Origin of the sequence: Paenibacillus sp. Soil766, from assembly GCF_001428105.1 — a bacterium.
Lineage (GTDB): Bacteria > Bacillota > Bacilli > Paenibacillales > NBRC-103111 > Paenibacillus_E.
In genome coordinates, this window is record NZ_LMSJ01000036.1 from 12,142 (window position 1) to 32,990 (window position 20,849).

The window sequence follows — 20,849 nt, forward strand, 5'->3', positions numbered from 1 at the left end:
CAAATTATTTTCGTCTTTGCTGATTATTCTAGTTCTTTTTACCTCTTTGCGATCCGTTATGACCTAGCCTTTTAGACGCATAAGACGCATAAAATGAGAACCGCCAAGGAACAATGTAAAACAGAACTATGAAATTGAGAATATATGGGATGGTTGCATATGGAATTGGTCCGTCGGTTACTCAAGGCCGCATCTCGCATGCTCGAAGAGGGCTCGGCCCATCAACAAGAAGCCCAAGCGCCAGAAATCGTCGATATTAGCCCTAGCCTCGTGGAAAATATAGACCACCTCACTACGATTTTCAGCGACACACCTGATTTAATCGTTCGCACTTTTACTTACAAAAAATCTGGTGCCCCTGCCGCGCTTGCCTTTATAGAAGGGTTGGTGGATAAAAGCTCCATCAATAATAATGTGCTTTATCATCTCATGTTTCACACATCTGGCGATGAGCAGGATGAAGTTCCTGTCACATTAGGCGAACTCCAAAACCACATGGCTTGGTCTGCGGTTGAAGCATCGATTTTACATGGCTACAGCATTCTATTTATTGATGGGCAAGCGCATGCTTTTGCATTAGAAACCCAAGGATGGCCTCAACGAGCGATCTCTGATTCTCAAATTGAAGCCTCACTGAAAGGCGCTCATCAAGGCTTTGTCGAAACAGGCAGTCAAAATATTGCGTTAATTCGCCGCTACATCTCCAGCCGAGAGCTAAAGATTAAAGAGTTTTTTGTCGGAAAACGAACGAAAAGCAGGGTTTCCATCTTGTATTTAGAGGATGTTGCACTTCCCGAGATTCGCCTTGAATTGGCGCGCCGGATCACGAGCTTGCAAGTTGACTGTATTTTGAATACAGGGGAGCTTGCAGAGCTGATTGAGGATAATCCCCTCTCCTTATTTCCTCAGATGATTACTACGGAGCGACCAGACACTGCCGCTTCGCAACTTCTGCAAGGCAGATATTGTGTTGTCGTGGACCGTTCATCAAGCGTACTTATCGCACCAGTAGGCTTAGCTGCCTTCTTTCAAGGCATCGATGATTACAGTAATCGGTGGCCCGTTGCTACCTTCTTTCGACTGCTTCGTTTTTTTGCGTGCTTGATCGCCGCCTTCCTACCCGCCTTCTACATTGCCTGCATCTCCTATAACCATGAACTGATTCCTCTAGATTTAATTTTGTCGATCGGAGAATTTCGGTCAGCGGTCCCATTCCCTCCCTTTATAGAGGCACTCATCATGGAGATTATGCTCGAGATGCTGCGGGAGGCCGGCGTTCGCTTACCTGCACCAATTGGACAAACGGTAGGCATTGTAGGCGGGATTGTCATTGGACAAGCCGCGGTTCAAGCAGGCATTGTGAGCAATCTCATGGTCGTTGTCGTCGCCTCCACGGCGGTTGCTTCGTTCATTCTCCCCAATTATGACATGGCGTCATCGGTTCGATTAATTCGCTTTCCGATGATGACGCTCGCTTCTCTGTACGGCATCATAGGGATGATCGCAGGCGCGATGGTTATCCTAGCGCATCTCATCTCCTTAAAATCTCTCGGAGAACCGTATAGTACGCCCATTGCACCGCTGCGAATATCAGACTGGAAGGATGTGTTCATCCGCCTGCCTCTCAGAAATATGGTGTATCGGCCCAAAAGCGTCCGTTCTCTTCAAAAGCGTCGATACGGCAAGGTGAATCAGAAAGGGGATGATACTACATGATTCCAGGTAAAGGCAATCAGGTTACGCTATTTCAGTACATTTTGCTTATACATAGTGTTCAGATGGGTGTTGGCCTCGTTCCTCTGCCTGGCGACCTCGCCAAAGGCTGCGGTACAGATGGGTGGATTGTTTTAGTCATTGGTTGGCTTGCCTCTACAGCCAGCAGCTTGATGATCATTCAGATTATGAAAAGGCGCCCCGATGGCACGGTCATTGATTTGCTGAATCACTATTTCGGTCGTTGGGTTGGAAAAATCGGAATGCTGATGTTTATCAGCTACTTCCTCATCTTTATTTTTTTAATCTATAATCGCATGGCCCTTCTCATTCAGAACTGGATTATGCAGCAGACCAATACCGCCGTCCTCATGCTGTTGTTCTTCCTGCCTGCTTATATGATCACAAGGGGAGGGTTTCGCAACATTGGCCGCTATTCGGAAGCCCTTATTTTTCTTTCTTTGACCTTCCTGCTGATTAGTCTTTATTTATTTAAGCATGCGCATTGGATTCACTTGTTGCCTGTCCTCAAGCATGGCTGGATCCCGATCTTCGAAACCTTGCGATCGACGATTTTGGCCTTTACCGGCTTTGAGATCACCTTCTTTCTTTATCCTTACTTGGAAAAAAAGAGCTCCGCCTCCATCGGCGTCATTCTTGCAAATGGGTTAACTTTTTTCATTTACCTGTTAGTAACGATTCTTGCCTATGTTAATTTCAGTCCGGATGAAATCACGCAATTCCACAATACACTCATGTCGCTATTCAAATTTGTTGAATTTCGCTTTCTGGAACGTTTTGATATTATGGTTCTCTCCATGTACCTGCTCATTATTATGAGATGCTGGATTCCCATGTTGTTTGCGACGGTCTTATGTACGCAGCAGCTTGGCATCAAGGGAGATCCACGCTTGCACATCCTGTTCATTCTTACTGCCATGATTGGTTTGGCCTGGATATGGAACCCTGGCTGGAATGAGAGCTTGCAATTGAGCAGCTTCATACAAACGATCGGCATCTGCATCGCCTTTGTTATGCCGCCACTGTTGTGGGCCGTTCTAGCTGCCCTGCGCGGATTCTCACGGAGGTTTTCCTCATGAAGCCGATGCGCACAAGCCTTGTGTTATTGCTCGTATTCTCTGTCATCGCCGGCCTGTCCAGCTGCAAAGATCAGATGCCCTTAGAAAATGTTACACTCGTGCTCATGGTAGGATTTGATTTGGATAAAGACAATCATCTTGTTATGTATTCATCAAGTCCGGTCTTTAGTAAGGAAGCCAAAGAGCAGAATGAAGTGGTGCAAGTGAAGGCTATCACCATCAAAGATGGACGGAACGAACTCGAGGGACGCGTATCGGCGCTGATCAGTGCAGGTAAAATCCAAAATGTGCTGATCAGCAAGCGGATTCTGGCTCATGATGACTGGTTTAAGCTCATGGACGTCTTCTACCGTGATCCCAAAACGTCGGAAACTGCTCGCGTCATCGCCGTTGATGGCTCCGTGGAAGAGGTTATGCGTTTCGCGCCACGAGATAAACGAAGATTGTCGATGCATATAGCCAAACTAGTGGATACCGCTCATATGCGCAGCCTTGTACAATCTACAAACTTATTCGACCTCCATCGGCAAATGTATGATAAAGGGATCACGCCGTATATAACGAACCTGCGCAAGGATGGGGACATTGATGCTATAGGCACGCTGCTGCTCGATAAGAAAGGCAAGTATGCCTATCCGATCAACAATGAAGAGAATCAATTCCTTCAAATGTTGCAAAATGACAGGCAGGGCTCTCTCACCTTAACTGTCGTGATCCCTGAGGAAAAAGGCGATTCGCTGTTTGACACAGGGGCGATAAGCTTCTTCGCTTTGCGTGTGAAAAGAGACATTAAGGTTATGTATGACCAGCAGAAGTTCCATTTTGATATTCAGCTATCGATCCCTGTTCAATTGACTGAAAAATATTTCGCCGTTGATGTCAGGCAGGAAGCAGCCCGATTGGAAACTCAGATTAATGAGCAGTTGGAAGCGAAAATGAACGCTCTGGTTACGAAAATGCAACAGCATGAAATTGATCCCATCGGTCTAGGCTTATATGCGAGAGGCTATCAATTCAAGGCTTGGGAATCTGTGCAGGATGATTGGGGACACGCGTTTTCACGAGCTGAGGTCCGTATACAAGTGAAGACGAAAATAAAGAATATGGGCGAAACCTTATAAGGCATGTATGAGATCGATCAAAAAACACCATCTTATAGGAGGATATTCCGATAAGAAAGAGGTGAAACCTATGTTCGATAAAGAATTGGATCATGAACTTACAGCACATGAGTATCCTCGTGAAATTCCAGATTTTCAATTTATGAGCACGAAAAAACCAGAAGAATGGACGGAGATCGAGCTGCTCCAGCTCCACCGTACGATGAGCGACTTATCCCCCTACCTTCACGAGCAAGATACCGCCTTGCATAATCAAATCACACGGGAAATGGAACGTCGCGGCATTTGATTATCGATTGAGTTACGATTGGGTAACTATTGGGTAACTACTTAGTAACTACTTCGGACGACCGACTTAGTAAACACAAATGTTGCTTTATTAGCTTGGTTCATTCATAATGAGATTGAAACTACATAATTTTTAGGAGGTATTTATTCAATGGCACATCAACTACCAGCTCTTCCGTACGCTAACGAGGCTCTTGAGCCGCACATCGATGCAAAAACGATGGAGATTCACCATGATCGTCACCATAACGCTTATGTAACTAACTTGAATGCAGCATTGGACAAACACCCAGCTCTGCATGACAAATCCCTTAATGACCTGATTGCTGACCTTAACAGCCTTCCTGAAGATATCCGCACAGCAGTTCGTAACAATGGTGGCGGACACGCTAACCACTCCCTATTCTGGGAAACAATCGGACCAGAAGCTGGCGGCGCACCTACAGGCGCTCTAGCAGCTGCTATTGACAGCGAGCTTGGCGGCTTTGATAAATTCAAAGCAGATTTCGCTGCTGCTGCAACTACACGTTTTGGCTCTGGCTGGGCTTTCCTAGCTGTTGACAAAGCTGGTAAATTGAAAGTATACAGCTTGCCTAACCAAGACAGCCCGATCATGGAAGGCGAAACGCCGGTTCTTGGTCTTGATGTTTGGGAGCATGCTTACTACCTGAACTACCAAAACAAACGCCCTGACTACATCGCAGCTTTCTGGAACGTTGTTAACTGGAACGAAGTTGGCAAACGTTACGACGCAGCGAAGTAATCTGAGAGACTTTTAGCTCCGCTAAAAGATCCCTGTATTATGATTGAAAAAGCGACCCTGAGGGGTCGCTTTTTTGTTGCATACCGCTTTTACCTCGGATCTCTTATTCTCTCTTCGGATTTGGTCCATATTGATTATCGTTGTCGTCGCTGTCTTGACAGAAGAATATAAGCAAAATAATGGAGCCAATTAGGGGGATTAAGCTAATCAGCAACCACCACCCGCTTTTACCGGTGTCATGCAATCTTCGAAAGGCTACGGCTAGAGAAGGTAAAAGGACTGCTAACGAATAAATACCTGACAAGAACTTATCTACTCCGATGATGGACTCAACGATAGCAAGACCAATAGAAATAATAATATTGAATAGAACGAACATCCAATACTCCTTGCGTCTTGCCCTGCCTGAAAACCCTACATAATTTGTTAGCACTTTTAAATACCATTCCATCTGCAACGACTCCTTTTCATGTAGTCACCGAACAGTGTCTTGGATAGTTAACTTTCTCCCATTCATATTCCAGTTTGGAGCATCTCATACATCTTTTCCATCGCAGCTAGGTTCTCTTTCGCTTTTCTCTTTACGCAGACAAAACGAAGTTGTACGATAATGGTAAATAATTCTACAACCGGAAAGAGATGACGAGCCCTTGACCATCGTACCGTTACTTCAACATGTCCCCTTGTTTCATGAGCTTTCGGAAGAAGATCTGATCGGGATTGCCCCTTTATTTACAGAAAAGAAAGTAAAGAAGGAAACCATACTTTTTGAAGAAGGCGAAATTGGTGAGGAATTATTCCTGATCCAATCTGGCGTAGTAAAAATTTACCGATTGGACGAGGCGAGAGAGGTCACACTGGCCTTATTTCGTGATGGGGACTTCTTCGGAGAGATGTCACTGCTCAGCAGCGGGATGACGCGTTCGGCAACAGCTGAAACGATGGCTTCTTGCACCCTCTATGTACTCAACCGCACTGATTTCACCACGTTCATGGAAAAGAGCCCTAGGCTATGCCTAAAGCTCCTGGAAACGACAATGCAACGGTTACGCCATGCCAATGATCAAATCTACGATTTGACGTTCCTTGGGGTTCGCTCACGTATTATTAAAACAATCCTTCGATTGTCTGAGCAGCACGGAATCTCTACCCCTGACGGTCTTCTGATTGATGTTAAGCTGACTCATCAGCAGCTCGCCAACTTGGTTGGCACAGTAAGGGAGTCCGTCACAAAGGTACTACAGGAATTGCTTGATGATGAGCTGATTCTTATTGATAAAAAACTCATCACCTTAATAAATATCGAAGGGATTCAGGCCGAGATTCGTTAAGATTGTAGGCTTCTGACTGCAGCTACTCAACATTACGGTCCTGCCATTCTTTGATGATTCGGACAAAAACATTGGGGAACGCATAGTTCTGGAGATCTTCCGGCCCTACCCAACGGTAATGGAACGGAATCCATTCTTCTCCGGTACTTGGACGATTCGCGTCACCGAGCTTTGCACGGTACACCTTCATTTTCCACACAATATGGCTAAAAATATGTTCCGTATCCATGAACCACTCATCGGGTTGAATACCAATTTGCTCTTGTTCAGCAAGGGCTTCGCGAAGTATTGTCTGGTTGTCCTCATCGGACTGCCAGCCGTCTTGCGTCCACTCGACATGCGGTAATTCCCACATCCGGGCGAGCAAGCCCTCTTGCGGGCGCTGTCTGATCAACCATTTGCCTGCATGCTCACCTGTACCTTCGATGAAAGCCACGGCCCTCAGTTCTGGACGGGGCGGTTTGGCTTTCTTTTTGATGGGCAGGGCTTCTTCCATGCCTGCTTCACGTGCCGAACAGTGCGCCATGACAGGGCATGTCAAGCAATGCGGTGACCTTGGCGTACACACCATAGCTCCCAGCTCCATGAGAGCTTGATTGAAATCGCTGGCGGTCCCCTCCAGAATGAGCTCGCGTGCGAGCTTCTCCATAATCGTCCGCGTCGACGGCTTCATTATGTCTTCTTCGATGAGAAAATAGCGCGAAAGCACGCGCATCACATTGCCATCGACAGCTGGCTCCGGCTTGTTATAGGCGATGCTCAAGATCGCCCCTGATGTGTACGGACCGACGCCTTTGAGCGCGGAGATGTCGGCTTTATTTTGCGGGACAATACCTTCGTAACGTTCATGAACTTCTCTAACCGCAGTTTGCAGATTCCTCGCACGTGAGTAATAGCCGAGACCTTCCCATGCTTTCAGTACATTTTCTTCCGGTGCCGTCGCTAAGGCCTCCACAGTTGGGAATTGATCCACAAACCGATGGAAATACGGAATTACTGTATCTACGCGTGTTTGCTGCAGCATCACTTCGGATATCCATATATAATAAGGGTTTTTACTTCTACGCCAAGGTAAATCTCGTTTATGTGTCTGGTACCAATCCAAGAGGTTCTTAGAAAAATACATCTTCTGTTCTTCGCTGTACATGGGCACTCCTTCTCTATGGGGCACGTTCAAGTTATAATGGATGAATAGATATGGTACCATTATACGAGAAGTGCGGAACATAAAACTAGAGGTGAATGTATGCAAACGTCGAAACAAGCTGATATGACTACACCAGGACAACAACAATTAGAAAATAAAAGAAAAGATTGGCTGCGCGAGGCCCAGGGTCTAATTCCCCTTCTGTTCATTTGGGGCGCTGAGTGGGTGTTTAGTGCAATCATTGATTTTGCGCTGTACTGGCGCGACTTGGATTGGCTGAAGCAAGCGGCTTTCGTTACAGCCGTGGTGGCCAGTTTGATTCAGATATGGGGAATGCGGAAACTGTTTAACACGGGGGAAACGCGTACGACTGATGATACTGTCAAAAGTGGCTGGGGGCATCCGGTATTCCTAGTCCTGCCTGGCGCTATGCTCATTGCCGCAGTGGCTTTATTAGAGGCGATCGGTGCGGTGAATCCGCTGTTTGCTCCTATTTTGCGAGCTTTTCTACTCGCGATCGGGTTCGTTCAAGTTGGACTGCTGCTCGGCAGATCACTTATTTATGTGGGGTTCTGGCTTTTCGCGCTAACCGTGCTGATGAGCGTGTGGTATTTGGGCTATTCTGGGATGGTTCTTGAGGGAATGGGCGGCATCAGCCTGCTTGTTAGTGGGTATATGCTGCGAGTTTGGGCGCGGTAGGGATCTTAGTTGAACACGAACCCAAAATAACTGGAAAACCTCCAGCTATTTTATGACAAATACGCGTTCCTCAATGATTAGATGGATTTTCTGCATCTATTTTCGCCGAAAATAGCTACTTTAGCTAGGTTTGGCTGAAATTAACAGCAGAAAATCCATCTATTTGCTTTAAACGCCGATATTTCGTCCATTTAGATGTAGAAAATCCAGTTATTTGTGATGCTGGTCGCCGCAGACTGCCACTGGCGGCCGCAAATTACAGCGGGTTGCAACAAGTTACTGAGATTGCTGCATATGTGGAAGTCGCTGCTTACACGACTTGCTCAACAATCGCATAGGCAGCAGCCATGGACTCCGTGTGCGTAATGCTGATATGGATGCGATGACTGCCTGATAGTCCTGCCCGGAGCAGAGCATCTTCCTTCACCGTACAGATCGGTTTGCCCAGCGCGTCCGGCAGCACCTCTACATCTTGAAAACCAATCTGCTTACCAATCCCGCAGCCAATTGCTTTGACGATCGCTTCCTTCGCCGCAAAACGACCAGACACAAATTCCGCGAGCCGTCCGCGGCGCTTCTGTGCCAAATCCCGCTCCGCTGGTGTCAAAATCCGCTCCATAAACCGATCACCTGAAGAACCCTCTAACATGCTGCGCACTCGCGCGATTTCAAGTAAATCCGTTCCGACCCCAATGATCATCGTTAGCCGATCCTCTCTTCTTCCAGAACTAGCCTTTTGCGTACAATTTAACTGATTCCTCGCTTAAGGTCAAGGGAACATATCTAGTTGGTTGCATCGTATATGCCATATCACCCTTCCTTGAGTAACCATAGCTTACGTTGAGGTAAGTAAGTAACACTATTTTCAGCTCTTATGCCAATCTTTCTCAGGGGTTATACTAAGCGTAGAAATTATAGCTGGGAGGCCATCATAGTGAAAATCATGCCACTGGAAAGACGAGGAGTTTCGAACAGCCGAATTGTTTTCGGATGTATGGGATTAGGCGGAGATTGGGCTGGAAATGCCTTAACCAAGGAAGATTACATCACCGCTGAAAAAGCTGTAGAAGCCGCATTATCTATCGGAATTACGATGTTCGATCATGCCGACATTTATAAAAGAGGGAATTCCGAGACTGTTTTCGGTCAGGTTCTCAAAAATAGACGGGATTTGCGCGATCAAATCATTTTGCAATCGAAATGCGGGATTCGTTTCCAAGATGATCAGAACCCACAGCGTTTTGATTTTAGCAAAGGTCACATCCTTAGCTCCGTTGACGGCATTCTTGGTCGTCTTGGGGTTGAGCACATCGATATCTTGCTGCTGCACCGCCCGGATCCGCTTATGGAGCCTGAAGAAATTGCGGAAGCTTTCAATACATTGCGCTCTGCGGGTAAGGTGCGCCATTTCGGCGTGTCCAACATGACGTCCGCGCAAATGCGCTTCATTCAAAACTCCTTGCCTGAGCCACTTGTCGTGAACCAATTGGAGATGAGCTTGGCGCGCGTGGACTGGGTTGAGCAAGGTATTCTGGTGAATCAGAAGGTAGGCGCCGGCGTTAATTTCGCAGATGGCATCCTTGAATATTGCCAAATGAACGACGTTCAAATTCAGGCTTGGGGCCCACTCGCCAAAGGCAAGTTCTCCGGCAGCGATATCTCGGATGCGCCTGAAACCGTCAAGAAAACGGCCGCACTCGTCCAGAAGCTGGCCACTGAGAAAGAAACGACGCCCGAAGCCATCGTGCTCGGCTGGCTCATGAAGCATCCGGCACGCATTCAGCCGGTCATCGGCACTTCTTCTGCCAAGCGTATCGTCGCTTGTGAAGACGCAGTTCGCATCGCGGACACCATGAGCCGCGAAGAGTGGTACACGCTGCTCGAGAGCTCCCGCGGCGTGCGCATGCCGTAGACTCACCCATAGAGGGAACGAGGGTATACTATTTCCGACGAAATAAGCAAAATAAACGTCGAAGGGAACGAGAATGTCCTATTTCACCAAGAAGTTGCCAAATATGGCGAAAATCGAAGAAATAGAGCATCTACGTTCCTCTCGGAGCAAATTTCGAATGTTTTCGGTGCAATAGAGCATCTACGTTCCTCTCGCCACCTTGTCCCAGGCAATTCAGCTGCGTTTAGAGGTGGGTTAGATCAGTGAATAAGGCCGTCTTGAAGTAGAAGAATCTACTTCAAGACGGCCTCTTTCACATTCAGCTTATCACTTCACGCAGATCCCGATATTCCTGGGGACTAACCCCCTCCATCTCTTTGAATACACGGCTGAAATGTTTCACATTCTCGAAGCCAGCCCGCTCGCTGATCTCATAAACCTTGAAATCCGTTGTTGCGAGCAGCTCGCGTGCCCGCTCAATCCGCAGCCTTTTCAAATAATGAACGAAGCTTTCACCGGTGTACTCCTTGAAGGCCTGACTGAAATAGGAGTAATTGAAAGAAACATGATTCGATACCATGGCCATATTCAAATCTTTATCAAAGTTCTCCTGTATGTATTGCGTGGCTATCTTCATCTCTCTGTGATCGATATGGAACGTCTTCATCGTGCGCACATATGCATTGAGTCGGTCTAACAGACCCTCAACACTATGAAAGTAATCGGAGAAATAGTAGAAATTCGAGATATCACCGACCTTTTTGAACAGCCGCAGGATCTCCACAGACTCTCCCCCATACACATGAAACACTTTATCAAAAACAAGCTCGTTCAAGGCCTTGCTCACAGCCTCTACATAGGCGATATCGAATCGAGTCACGGTTTTCATGTCCAATATGTCCAATAGCAGCGCCGACATTTCCTTGTTGCGATCCGTTCCGAGCATGTTAGCGATTCTTTGAATCTTATCCACAGGCACAGTGAAATCTTTATTTATATGACAAATTGTTTCATAGCTCACACTGCCTGGGCCCGACTGCAAGAACGCATACTTCAACGCCTCTAGCGCTTCCATATACGCAGGCTGCAATCGCTCCACGCCACGCGTGTAGTCACTTACCCCCATACTGTACATGAAATAACCCGCGCCCGCGATCCGCTCCACCAAATACGGAAACAAATCCCCCTGCTCGGCGATGAGCACTAGTTGGTTTTCTTTATCCAGCGCGATCGCATGCCGATCACGGCAGTGGTCTGGCACATGGGCCAGCTCATCTTGCATACGAGCGGGAAATTCGGAATGCTTCATCCCCGTTATCGTTCCCCGATACTGAAGCACGCCAACCTGAAACCCCGCCTCTACCCAAGCCATATCAATCTGCCCCAGCTTACTCCTCATGGTTTCCCCGTCCAGATGCGTATGCCTGAGCAGATAACTCAATTGACTCTCCTTGAAAGCTTCCCGCTGCTGGAAGGAACTGCTCAATTGCTCGGAGATTTGTTCCTTCAGCTTCAGATCACTTTCCAAACGAACTAAGGCGCTAAACAGCTCTTCCCGAATAATGGGCTTCAAGAGATATTCCTTCACTTCGCAGCGGATCGCTTCCTTCGCATACGGGAAGTCGTCGTGTCCGCTTAAAATAATAACCGCAGGCTTCAGAACTAACTCCTGAATACGATTGATCAGCGTAATCCCGTCCATCACAGGCATACGAATATCCGTAATGACAATGTCTACCGTGGAACTCTGCAACAGCTGCAGCGCTTCTGCGCCGTCCTCAGCAAACTCGAACGTATACGCTTCGGGAAATTCGCGGGCAATCATAGCTTTCAAGCCGAGTCGGATATTTTTCTCATCGTCAACGATAAGTATGTTTCTCATCCGTAGACATTCCTCCAGATAATATCAAATAAGGCAGCTTCATGAATACTTTGGTATACGTCCCCTCCGCACTCTCTACCCAAATCCCATACTCATTCCCATAGTACATTTGGATTCGCTGCATCACATTACGCATACCGATGCCGTTTCCTTCCTGCTCACGCTCAGGCCTATTCCCATATTTGTTATGAAAATAAGCGTCCTCCATATGCATCTTCTCATGAAGCACTTCTAGCTGATGCGTGGACATGCCTGCGCCGTTATCCCCAACCTCGATGAGCATGCCATCCTCGCTCTGGCTCGCACGAATCCAGATCGTCACACCCTCGCGTCTGGCACGCTCGATATTCATGCCATGCTTCACCGCATTCTCTACAAGGGGTTGAAGCGACATTTTCAACACCTCTTGCTCGAGATAGCTGCTCGGGATATCCAGTTTCAGCTCTAATTTGTCATCATAGCGAATGTTCATAATCGCAATATAGTTCTGAATATGCTGGATTTCATAGCGCAGCTGAACCTGATCACTGGACCACTTCAGACTGTAGCGCATCATGGCGCCAAGTGAAGTCAACGCATTCGAAATCGTATACTGAGCTTCGACTTCGGCCATCATTTTCAAATTTTCCAACGTGTTGTACAGGAAATGTGCGTCGATTTGATTCTTGAGCGAACTCAACTCCGCCTCTTTCGTCGCCGCTTGCTTGTTCACAGCCTCCACGATGAGCTCATTCATCTTCTTCATCATTTGCCGGAAATGATGGGCAAGCTCGCCCACTTCTCCCCCAGCATCCATATCAATCTGGACATTGAGATCGCCTCTGCGCACCTTTTTCATCGAGTCTCGCAAGATATGCAATTTTTTCAGAATTAACCCTTGTAAGAAGTACGTAATCGCTGACAAAAGCGCAATCAACACAACTGCTGCCGCGATAAATAAATTCCGGGTATGACGGATTTGCGTCACCGGTTCTTTCAGGGACACTACATTCAGCAAATGAGCATCCAGATTATCGATGGCCGTCGCCAAGATCAGGTACGGCGTATCCCCGATGGTGACCGTGAAATTAGATCCTTCGGGATGCGTGTTAGTGTTCCACGCTTGCCGCAGCTGCTCCATGTTCATGCCTTTGAAAAACACATCGCCATTCCCCGTGAACATCCCGCCATGACGATCGATCACAAGCATATGCGACTGACCATCCTGAATGGGGCTGAACAGCTTCTGGAAAAAATTCTCCATCAGCATATCGACCTCAAGTATGGCAACGCGCGTGTCCTTGGGATAATAAATTTCCTTCAACAGGGATACATAGGTCCAGCTAGCTTCATTATCCGTGTTGTAGCGATTCATAATATCCTTCTCATTCTGCAAAATTTCCCACCGAGCCTCACCCTTACGCGCAAGCACATCCTTGTACCAGGATCGATCGGCAATCCGGCTCTCTTTGAGAAAAATGGGCCAAATCTCTTCGGTATTCGGATTATCTGTAAACAGGCGAACATTGGCGATACTCGGGTTGTTAAACAGGAGACGTTGCAAATTTGAGAACGTATTCATATTAAAATCAACAAGTTCAGAGACTTCAAGCTCATGCGCGCTATGCAAATATTGAATAACCTCTTTGTCCGTTATAGAAAACTGCGCTGCGCGTCCCATGGCTTCAATATTGTTAAGAATACTCGCCTTCTCGCTCTCTAACGCGTATTGATTATTGTTCACGGTGTCTTGGATCGTATTTTGGTAAAATTCATTAAATAAATACCAAGAAATCAATATAATGGGAATCAAAATGATGATGATATAGGCACCGATTAATTTCGTTTGAATCGAAATCCGGTTCGTCATCTGCGTAAACCGCATTCTCCCTTTGCCCAACATGGTTCCCATGGTCTTATATCCCGTCTTTCTATCGGTGGTAGTTCTCTTATTTTAAACTAAAATACAGAGCATGCGGGAACTATTTGCAGCGAAAAACCCGAAAACCCGATAAATTCGGGCTCTCAGGTCATCATATCGGATTACTTCGCAGATGCGGCAATTTTCTTCGTGTTCGATTCAAATTCTTTTTGTTGGTAAGCCTTCACTTTATCCAGTCCAGCTGCCTGCCGATCTTTTTGGTATTTATCAAACAGCTGATCGAATTCAGCATCCGTCTTGGCTAACAGCAGCTTCGGAAGTGTTTTGCCCCACGCCTGGGCAATTTTCGTATTGGCAATTCCCTCTTCTGATGTCCCTGTAGGAACAATGTTATCGTACTGCGAGAAGCTCTTCGACTTGCCTTTCGTCCACTCTTCAGGTTGTTTGATCGGTTCCACACTAGGCGGCGCCCATTGCAAGTTCATGTTCGTATCCATCAGCATCCAGAAGGTGTAGGAGGAGCCGTATTTTTTATCAAAAGCAGCCCGGTCTTTATTCATCAGATCCAGCACTTCTGGCTTAAATTGATCCTTACCATTGATCGTGTCATAGCTGACGCCTTTTTCACCCAGGTACAGATCTTTGTTGCCTTCTTCACTAATGAGATAGCTCAAGAATTTAATTGCTCTTGCTTTATCTTTGACGTCTTTGGAAATCAAGGTTACTGTCCAACCGGAGATACCAGGACCTGCTAGGGTTGGCGGGCTTTTTGCAGCATTCGCTGGACCATCTACGGCAATGTAAACTTTGTTCGGATCTTTTTGGTACAGGGAAATATTTTGATTCGCTAAGTCAGAACGTTGATACAACATGGCAAAATAACGGCCTTGCGCAATCTTTTCTTCCATTTGAGGTCGCTTATCGATAAAAATATCTTTAGCCAGCAAGCCCATTTCATTGGCTTTACGGAACGTTTTGAGCCAGCTTACGAACTCTGGATCTGTGGAACGATCGTAGAGCTTATTATCTTTTTCGTACGGAATCGCTAAGAAATTCTGCAGCATGGAACCATTTTGACCAGCATCCAGAAGTGAACTATTCCCTAAGTCTCCGAACTCATGCAAACCTAGCGGAATCAGCGGCTGACCGTTCACATCAGGAAACTTCTCTTTCGCAGCTTTGAGCGCGTTCAAGAACCCTTCTTGTGTTCTCATATCCGGCTTGCCGATCGCCTCATACATATCTTTGCGAACTAGGAATGTTTGATTAGATACGAAGTTTTGCCCGTACTTCTTATAATCCTCGGAGGAGGAGGAAGCATTCGGATATCCGTAGAAATTGCCATCTTTCTGTGTATACCACGATGTTTTAGCCGGATCAGCCACCTTAATAAAATAAGGATCATACTGTTTGGCAAGCTCATTCAGTGGAAGCACCATATTGCCTTCAATCATCTTTTTCACAGCATCTTCATACCAGCCCAGCGTGATAAAATCAGGCAACTTCCCAGAAGCGATCATCGTATTCAGCTTCTCATTCTCATTGCCCGCAGGGACGATAAAGTTGATATTCACACCGGTTTTCTTGGTAATGTATTGCGAAGTGGCATCAACGCCCCATTTATTAGGAAACCAAGAAAAGTTAAGGTACCAATCGAACGTAATCGGCTTCGTATCGGATTTCCAACCTGGATCATTCGCATTCGCCACAGGAGCAGCGGAATGTGCTGCAGCGGTTTCAGCTGCTTTTGTAGCCTCAGGGCTAGTGGTGCTGCTGTTGGTCTCTTTATCTGTGGTACAGGCGGTTATTGAAAAAGCTGTAAATAAAGCAAGCAAGGTCATTAGCGATTTGCGTGGTTTCCTCATTGGCGTTTCCCCTTTTCGGATTCATTATCATATGTGCAATCTCTGTCTTGAACAGAGTTGGCCACCTATATGGCGTGATGCTTCGTATGACTAGCCTTTAATCGAGCCAATCATAAAACCTTTTACAAAATACTTCTGTAAGAACGGATAGACCAACACAATGGGCAATGTGGTCACAACCATCGTTGCGAGCTTAATCGACTGAGAAGATACCGTCTTCGCCACACTTCCCGTCGTTGCTGCCATCATTTGATTGGAGCTGGACTGCGCAACAACCCGATAGAGATACGTCTGAATCGGTTGAAGCTCGCTTTTGTTAATATAAATCATCCCGGTAAAGTAGTCATTCCATTGGTAGACGCCGTGAAAGAGGGCAATCGTAGCCACGACGGGCATGGACACCGGCAGAATAATTTGGTAAAAGATTTTGAAATCATTCGCACCATCAATTTTGGCGGCTTCCTCTAGTGCGTCTGGAATTTCTCTGAAGAAGGATAAGAATATAATAAGATCAAAAAAGCTGAACATCGCCGGAATGATATACACCAGGAAGCTGTCTAGCATCCCTAAATCTCGGATCAACAAGTAATACGGAATTAAGCCTCCGCTGAAAAATAAGGTAACTGTACCGATCAGCATGTAGACGTTGCGGCCGATTAACTCTTTGCGGGAAAATGCGTAGGCAACCATCGCTGTAAAAAGGACGTGAACGACAGTGCCTATCAACGTTTTCGCTACGGTGACTCCCATGGCTAGCATGATGCCATTATTCGCAAAAACCGCCTTATAGCTGTCGATGCTGAACACCCGTGGCCACCAGTAGATCCCCCCTCGCATGGCGTCATTCCCTTCATTGAAGGAGTTGACGAGCACGTACCAGATCGGATAGATGGTTACGAAGCAGATGACTAGCATGAATATAAAGTTGAAATGATCGAATGCAGCCTCTTTGTAGGTTCTGCGATTCAGGGAGATCATGATTGGCTACCTCCTAGCCTAGGTTTAAAATAGCGACGTGTTGTTGAGCCGCTTGGTAATGAAATTCGCCGAAAGCAGCAGCAGGAGTGAAATGAGCGACTTAATCAAACCAACCGCCGTAGCATAGGAGAATCGGCTCTGACGAAGACCTACTTCATACACATACACATCAATCACGTTGCTGGCACTGGCGTTCAGTTGGTTTTTGAGTACCAGAATTTGATCAAAGTTGGAGTTCAGAATACCACTCACAGACAGAATGAACAGGATCGTGATCGTTCCTTTAATTGAAGGAAGCGTTACATAGAACATTTTCTGAAAACGTCCTGCCCCATCGATCGTTGCCGCCTCATACATATCCGGTGATACACCGGACATCGCAGCGAGATAGATAATCGCCGACCAGCCAAGTTCCTTCCATATATCTGAGGTGACGATAATACTCCAGAAATACGAAGGTTCTGCCAAGTAGCTGATAGGCTCTTGGATGATATGGAGTGCCAAGAGGAGCTTGTTCACTAGGCCAACGTCAGCTAACCAAGTGGCGAGTATGCCACCGAGAATAACCCAAGATAAGAAGTGGGGTAAGTAGGAAATGGTTTGCACCAGCTTCTTAAAACGGATAGATCGGAGTTCATTCAGAAATAAAGCGAACACGATGGGAAGTGGAAAGCCTATGACGAGCTTGAGAACACTCATCCCCACGGTATTCTTAATGACGCTGGCCAAATTGTCATCTTCCAGAAAAGCCTTGAAATGCTCCAGCCCCGCCCAAGGTGCAGCGGATATGGGTTTCACAATATTGAAATCCTTAAAGGCAATGATAATCCCATACATGGGGACATAGTGAAAAATGATCATCCATGCGACGCCCAGCAGTGCCATGACCTGCAAATATCGCTGTGCGTACGCGATGCGGAGCAGCCTTGACGCTGACCTGCGGAAGGGGACTGACTTGTGATTCGGAGTGGCGATGTCCGTCTCCGTCTTCATTTCTGGCTGCACCTCCTGTGTCTTCTTCCTTGTAAGCACTTTCACTTTTCTCATTATAGGCGTTCTCATTTGCTGATGTAAGGCTTCAAATTTCAGCTATGGTTACTATTTTTTGGGTGTGTGGTGCATCCTGACAGACAAACAAACAAACAAACAAACAAACAAACAAACAAACTTCTACTACCAACGCCCCCGGCTCAATGAACAACCAGCGTGCCACACGAAAAAAGACCCAAGGCATAATTTCACCTCGGGTCTTCTTCAATTAGGTTTACTCCGCTACAGGAGCAGCTGTCGGTGTTGCTGTTAACTCTCTCACTGCCGGGACAGCAGCAGGTGCTGATCTTGAGCCCTCAGCTGCTTGGGCTGCTGCTGGTGCTGATCTTGACCTCTCCACTGCTGGTGCAGCTGCAGGTGCTAATCTTGACCCCTCAGCTGCTGGGACAGCCGCAGGTGCTGATCTTGACCTCTCAGCTGCTGGTGCAGCCGTAGGTACTAATCTTGATCCCTCCGTTGCTTGGGCTGCTGCAGCTTCCGACCTTGATCCCTCCACTACTTGGGCGGGCGCTGGTGTTAGTGTTGGCGCTGGACTTGACTCTACCGTCGGAGTGGTTGGTGTCACGACAACGTCAGCAACCTTAGTTTCATCTACGGTTGCTGCTGTGTTATTTTTATCCGTGCCCGTTGTTAACGAGCTTGTCTCGGTTGTCTTTTGATCAACAATTGGTGGATTTGATTCAGATGCTGATTTCTTATCGACACTAGCATTCGTCAATGAACAACCACTAATAATGACAACGGCAGCCAAACCAAGGAACGACCAGCGATACGAATTAAATTGAAACTGTTTTATCATCATAATTCTCCTCTTTAACTGTGACTTGTTTCCAGATAAATGAACATTGCCTGGCACACTTACAGGACGGACATAGCTTTCTAATAATTGAATGAGGGTATATCCGTACTCCTCTCTCTTTGCTGGCTCTATATAAGAAAGGGCTAAAGCATCGCTTGCAATCTCCTGGTCTTCACGCATCCGTTGATGCGCGTACCAAAGTACAGGGTTGAACCAATGAATAATCAATAGAAATTGCATCACCCAATTGACGCCAATATCATTTCGTTTGCAATGTGCCAATTCATGTAGAAAAACATGCCGTAATTGCTCATGATTTAAACTATTAATTACCGACTGCGGTATTATTAAACAGGGATTCCTGAATCCAAATAATGTTGGCATCGACAATTTGTCAGATATCACTAATGTGACCGGTTTATGTATCGACATTAGCTGCCTACTCTGAGCGAATAACTGTACTATGCCGATGTCTGTTATTGGTCTTATTTCTTTCGTTACTTTCAGCGCAAATTTACGGTTGATCACGAATGTATATATCGCAAATAGAATGATTCCAAGCACCCATACGTACATGGCATATTTATATAAAATATTCGCCAATGAGTCACCAACTGCCAATTCCTCTTGCGTTCCTATTTCTACTGCTGAATCGAGTTCGTGAATAGTATCAGGGTAGGATAACCAATTATAAATACTTAAATTGCTCTCGAGGTGCCAAGGCAGGAGCAGTCTTACAAGCACCAACAACCACATGAGATAGTGCCATCTAGGTTTTATCCGTTTATGCAAGATGCGCTGAATCAGCATGATGAACACAACTGTAATGGTCGCCATGATCGATACCGATAGGATCCAATCAAAAAAACCCGTAAGAAGTTCACTCATTTGCGTTTACCGTCTAGCATGTCTTTTAACTCCTTGATGTCTTCCTCTGACAACTGCTCCTCTTTCAAAAAATTAACAAGCATCGGCTTAAATGCCCCGCCATAAATTCTTTTCAGAAAAGAGTTCGTCTCCGACTTCACACACTCTCCCTCAGAAACCAAAGGGAAATAAGCGTACACTCTGTTCTCTTGCGTAAACGATATCGCATCTTTCTGTGCTAACCTGTTCAATAAGGTTCGAATCGTCTTGGGCTTCCACTCTGTCCGCTCCTGCATGGCATCAATAACCTCATTCGCCGTGCGTGGTGATTCGTTCCAGAGTACCTTCATAACTTCCCATTCCGCATCCGTAATATGAGGGACCGTCTTCACTTCGTTTCCTCCTTTCAACTGGATTACAACTGTAATACAACTTGAATATTACAATTGTAATCCAAATATGTCAAGCTGCGTCGTTTGAGAAAAGAGAAAAGACCATCCACATTAAACATGGATGGTCTCTTCTCAGGCAGATTGCCTACAACTTGCCGTAAACCCTAAATCCCTGGAATCGGGATACGTTTATGCTCCGTTTTCATGTACTGCTTCTCCAGCTTATCTTGCACAGCTGGATCGATTTGCTTGCCTTCGAGGTAGTCGCTGTTATCACCGTAGGTGATACCGAGCTCGTCCTCGTCGGTTTGCCCATCCCAAAGCCCGGCTGTCGGGGCTTTGTCCAGCACGCTTTGCGGCACGCCGATCTTCGCCGCTAGTGAACGCACTTGCCGCTTATTCAGCGTGCTCAGCGGCGTAATGTCAACGGCACCGTCACCGTACTTCGTGAAGAAGCCGGTGATCGCTTCAGAGGCATGATCCGTGCCTACGACGATCAAGCCCAGCTCGAAAGCCAAGGCATACTGCATGACCATGCGTGTACGCGCCTTGATGTTGCCTTTGCCGCCACGGCTCACGTGCTGGTGCACGCCGATATGCTTGAGTCCGTACTCGACTTCGATGGCAATCTCGTCGACGGACTCTTCGATGTTGTTCTCGATTTGATATTTCAAATCGAAGGCTTTCGCTACAGCGTAGCTATCCTCGATGTCGACTTGCTGCCCATAAGGCTGGAACACGCCGACGGTTTTGTATTCTTTGCCTTTTTCCGCTGTCAGCTCGTCTGTAGCTTGCTTACATAGCCCTGCCGCTACCGCACTGTCAATACCGCCGCTGATCGCGATCAGCAGGCCGTTCGCGTGCGCGCCAAGCACGTAATTTTTCAGGAAATCCACACGTTTACGGATCTCTTCGTCAATATCAATTTCAGGTTTAACGCCAAGTTTCGCGATGATTTCTGTTTGCAAGCTCATGCAACTCTCCACCTTTTATCTAAATTTTGGAATAATGCCTTCTTTAAGCATTAGTATAGACTTATAGCCTTTAAATTTCAAAGTGTAATCCACGGTCCCACCGAAAATTGGCGACAGGGCTTTCGCAG

Annotated in this window: 19 protein-coding genes; 8 read left to right on the top strand and 11 right to left on the bottom strand. The window is 46.6% G+C overall.

Translation table 11 applies throughout. The features are described from left to right. Positions 1-159: 159 nt before the first annotated feature. The 5 genes from ASG89_RS25970 (at position 160) to ASG89_RS25990 (ending at position 4,985) form a co-directional block, all read left to right on the top strand. Positions 160-1,716: a spore germination protein gene (locus tag ASG89_RS25970; protein ID WP_321166533.1), complete on the top strand. Its 1,557-nt coding sequence runs from the start codon at positions 160-162 to the stop codon at positions 1,714-1,716. Next, complete coding sequence (locus tag ASG89_RS25975) at positions 1,713-2,813, top strand: GerAB/ArcD/ProY family transporter (protein WP_057313928.1); 1,101 nt, start codon at positions 1,713-1,715, stop codon at positions 2,811-2,813. The genes ASG89_RS25970 and ASG89_RS25975 overlap by 4 nt, the downstream gene beginning before the upstream one ends. Then, the gene (locus ASG89_RS25980; RefSeq protein WP_057313929.1) at positions 2,810-3,934 is read left to right on the top strand and encodes a Ger(x)C family spore germination protein; all 1,125 of its coding nucleotides are present in this window, start codon (positions 2,810-2,812) and stop codon (positions 3,932-3,934) included. Before ASG89_RS25975 ends, ASG89_RS25980 begins: the two co-directional genes overlap by 4 nt. Positions 3,935-4,004: 70 nt before the next feature. Further along, entirely contained in the window at positions 4,005-4,223 is a 219-nt protein-coding gene (locus tag ASG89_RS25985; RefSeq protein ID WP_057313930.1) for a hypothetical protein, read from the top strand. A gap of 150 nt (positions 4,224-4,373) precedes the next feature. Beyond that, positions 4,374-4,985 (top strand): superoxide dismutase, encoded by a 612-nt coding sequence (locus ASG89_RS25990; RefSeq protein WP_028555379.1) that lies wholly within the window; start codon positions 4,374-4,376, stop codon positions 4,983-4,985. A gap of 103 nt (positions 4,986-5,088) precedes the next feature. On the opposite strand, the gene ASG89_RS25995 is transcribed toward ASG89_RS25990, so the two are convergent. After that, positions 5,089-5,436 carry a DUF805 domain-containing protein gene (locus ASG89_RS25995; protein WP_057313931.1) on the bottom strand — a complete coding sequence of 116 codons (348 nt, stop codon included), beginning with the start codon at positions 5,434-5,436 and terminating at the stop codon, positions 5,089-5,091. A 199-nt stretch (positions 5,437-5,635) separates the two neighbouring features. Here ASG89_RS25995 and ASG89_RS26000 point away from each other — a divergent pair, with 199 nt between their 5' ends. Beyond that, entirely contained in the window at positions 5,636-6,316 is a 681-nt protein-coding gene (locus ASG89_RS26000) for a Crp/Fnr family transcriptional regulator (RefSeq protein WP_057313932.1), read from the top strand. Positions 6,317-6,338: 22 nt separating this feature from the next. Here the strand turns inward: ASG89_RS26000 and mutY are convergent, their stop codons facing one another. Next, the gene (gene mutY, locus ASG89_RS26005; RefSeq protein WP_057313933.1) at positions 6,339-7,463 is read right to left on the bottom strand and encodes an A/G-specific adenine glycosylase; all 1,125 of its coding nucleotides are present in this window, start codon (positions 7,461-7,463) and stop codon (positions 6,339-6,341) included. 99 nt (positions 7,464-7,562) lie between these two features. Between mutY and ASG89_RS26010 the strand changes: the two genes are divergently transcribed. Next, positions 7,563-8,162: a hypothetical protein gene (locus ASG89_RS26010; protein WP_057313934.1), complete on the top strand. Its 600-nt coding sequence runs from the start codon at positions 7,563-7,565 to the stop codon at positions 8,160-8,162. A gap of 310 nt (positions 8,163-8,472) precedes the next feature. On the opposite strand, the gene acpS is transcribed toward ASG89_RS26010, so the two are convergent. Further along, entirely contained in the window at positions 8,473-8,862 is a 390-nt protein-coding gene (gene acpS / locus ASG89_RS26015; protein WP_057313935.1) for a holo-ACP synthase, read from the bottom strand. 234 nt (positions 8,863-9,096) lie between these two features. Here acpS and ASG89_RS26020 point away from each other — a divergent pair, with 234 nt between their 5' ends. Next, positions 9,097-10,074 (top strand): aldo/keto reductase, encoded by a 978-nt coding sequence (locus ASG89_RS26020; protein ID WP_057313936.1) that lies wholly within the window; start codon positions 9,097-9,099, stop codon positions 10,072-10,074. Positions 10,075-10,372: 298 nt separating this feature from the next. On the opposite strand, the gene ASG89_RS26025 is transcribed toward ASG89_RS26020, so the two are convergent. The 8 genes from ASG89_RS26025 to nadE form a co-directional block, all read right to left on the bottom strand. Then, on the bottom strand, positions 10,373-11,935 hold the full coding sequence (locus ASG89_RS26025; RefSeq protein ID WP_057313937.1) for a response regulator transcription factor: 1,563 nt from the start codon (positions 11,933-11,935) through the stop codon (positions 10,373-10,375). Further along, positions 11,913-13,826: a sensor histidine kinase gene (locus tag ASG89_RS26030; protein WP_057313938.1), complete on the bottom strand. Its 1,914-nt coding sequence runs from the start codon at positions 13,824-13,826 to the stop codon at positions 11,913-11,915. Before ASG89_RS26030 ends, ASG89_RS26025 begins: the two co-directional genes overlap by 23 nt. Positions 13,827-13,957: 131 nt before the next feature. Beyond that, on the bottom strand, positions 13,958-15,661 hold the full coding sequence (locus ASG89_RS26035; RefSeq protein ID WP_057313939.1) for an extracellular solute-binding protein: 1,704 nt from the start codon (positions 15,659-15,661) through the stop codon (positions 13,958-13,960). A 90-nt stretch (positions 15,662-15,751) separates the two neighbouring features. Beyond that, entirely contained in the window at positions 15,752-16,639 is an 888-nt protein-coding gene (locus ASG89_RS26040; protein WP_057313940.1) for a carbohydrate ABC transporter permease, read from the bottom strand. A 24-nt stretch (positions 16,640-16,663) separates the two neighbouring features. Beyond that, entirely contained in the window at positions 16,664-17,632 is a 969-nt protein-coding gene (locus tag ASG89_RS26045; protein WP_057313960.1) for an ABC transporter permease, read from the bottom strand. Positions 17,633-17,903: 271 nt separating this feature from the next. Further along, complete coding sequence (locus ASG89_RS26050; protein ID WP_057313941.1) at positions 17,904-19,376, bottom strand: M56 family metallopeptidase; 1,473 nt, start codon at positions 19,374-19,376, stop codon at positions 17,904-17,906. Beyond that, entirely contained in the window at positions 19,373-19,705 is a 333-nt protein-coding gene (locus ASG89_RS26055) for a BlaI/MecI/CopY family transcriptional regulator (RefSeq protein WP_063868163.1), read from the bottom strand. The genes ASG89_RS26050 and ASG89_RS26055 overlap by 4 nt, the downstream gene beginning before the upstream one ends. A 206-nt stretch (positions 19,706-19,911) precedes the next feature. Then, on the bottom strand, positions 19,912-20,721 hold the full coding sequence (gene nadE, locus ASG89_RS26060; protein ID WP_057313943.1) for an ammonia-dependent NAD(+) synthetase: 810 nt from the start codon (positions 20,719-20,721) through the stop codon (positions 19,912-19,914). Positions 20,722-20,849 lie beyond the last annotated feature (128 nt).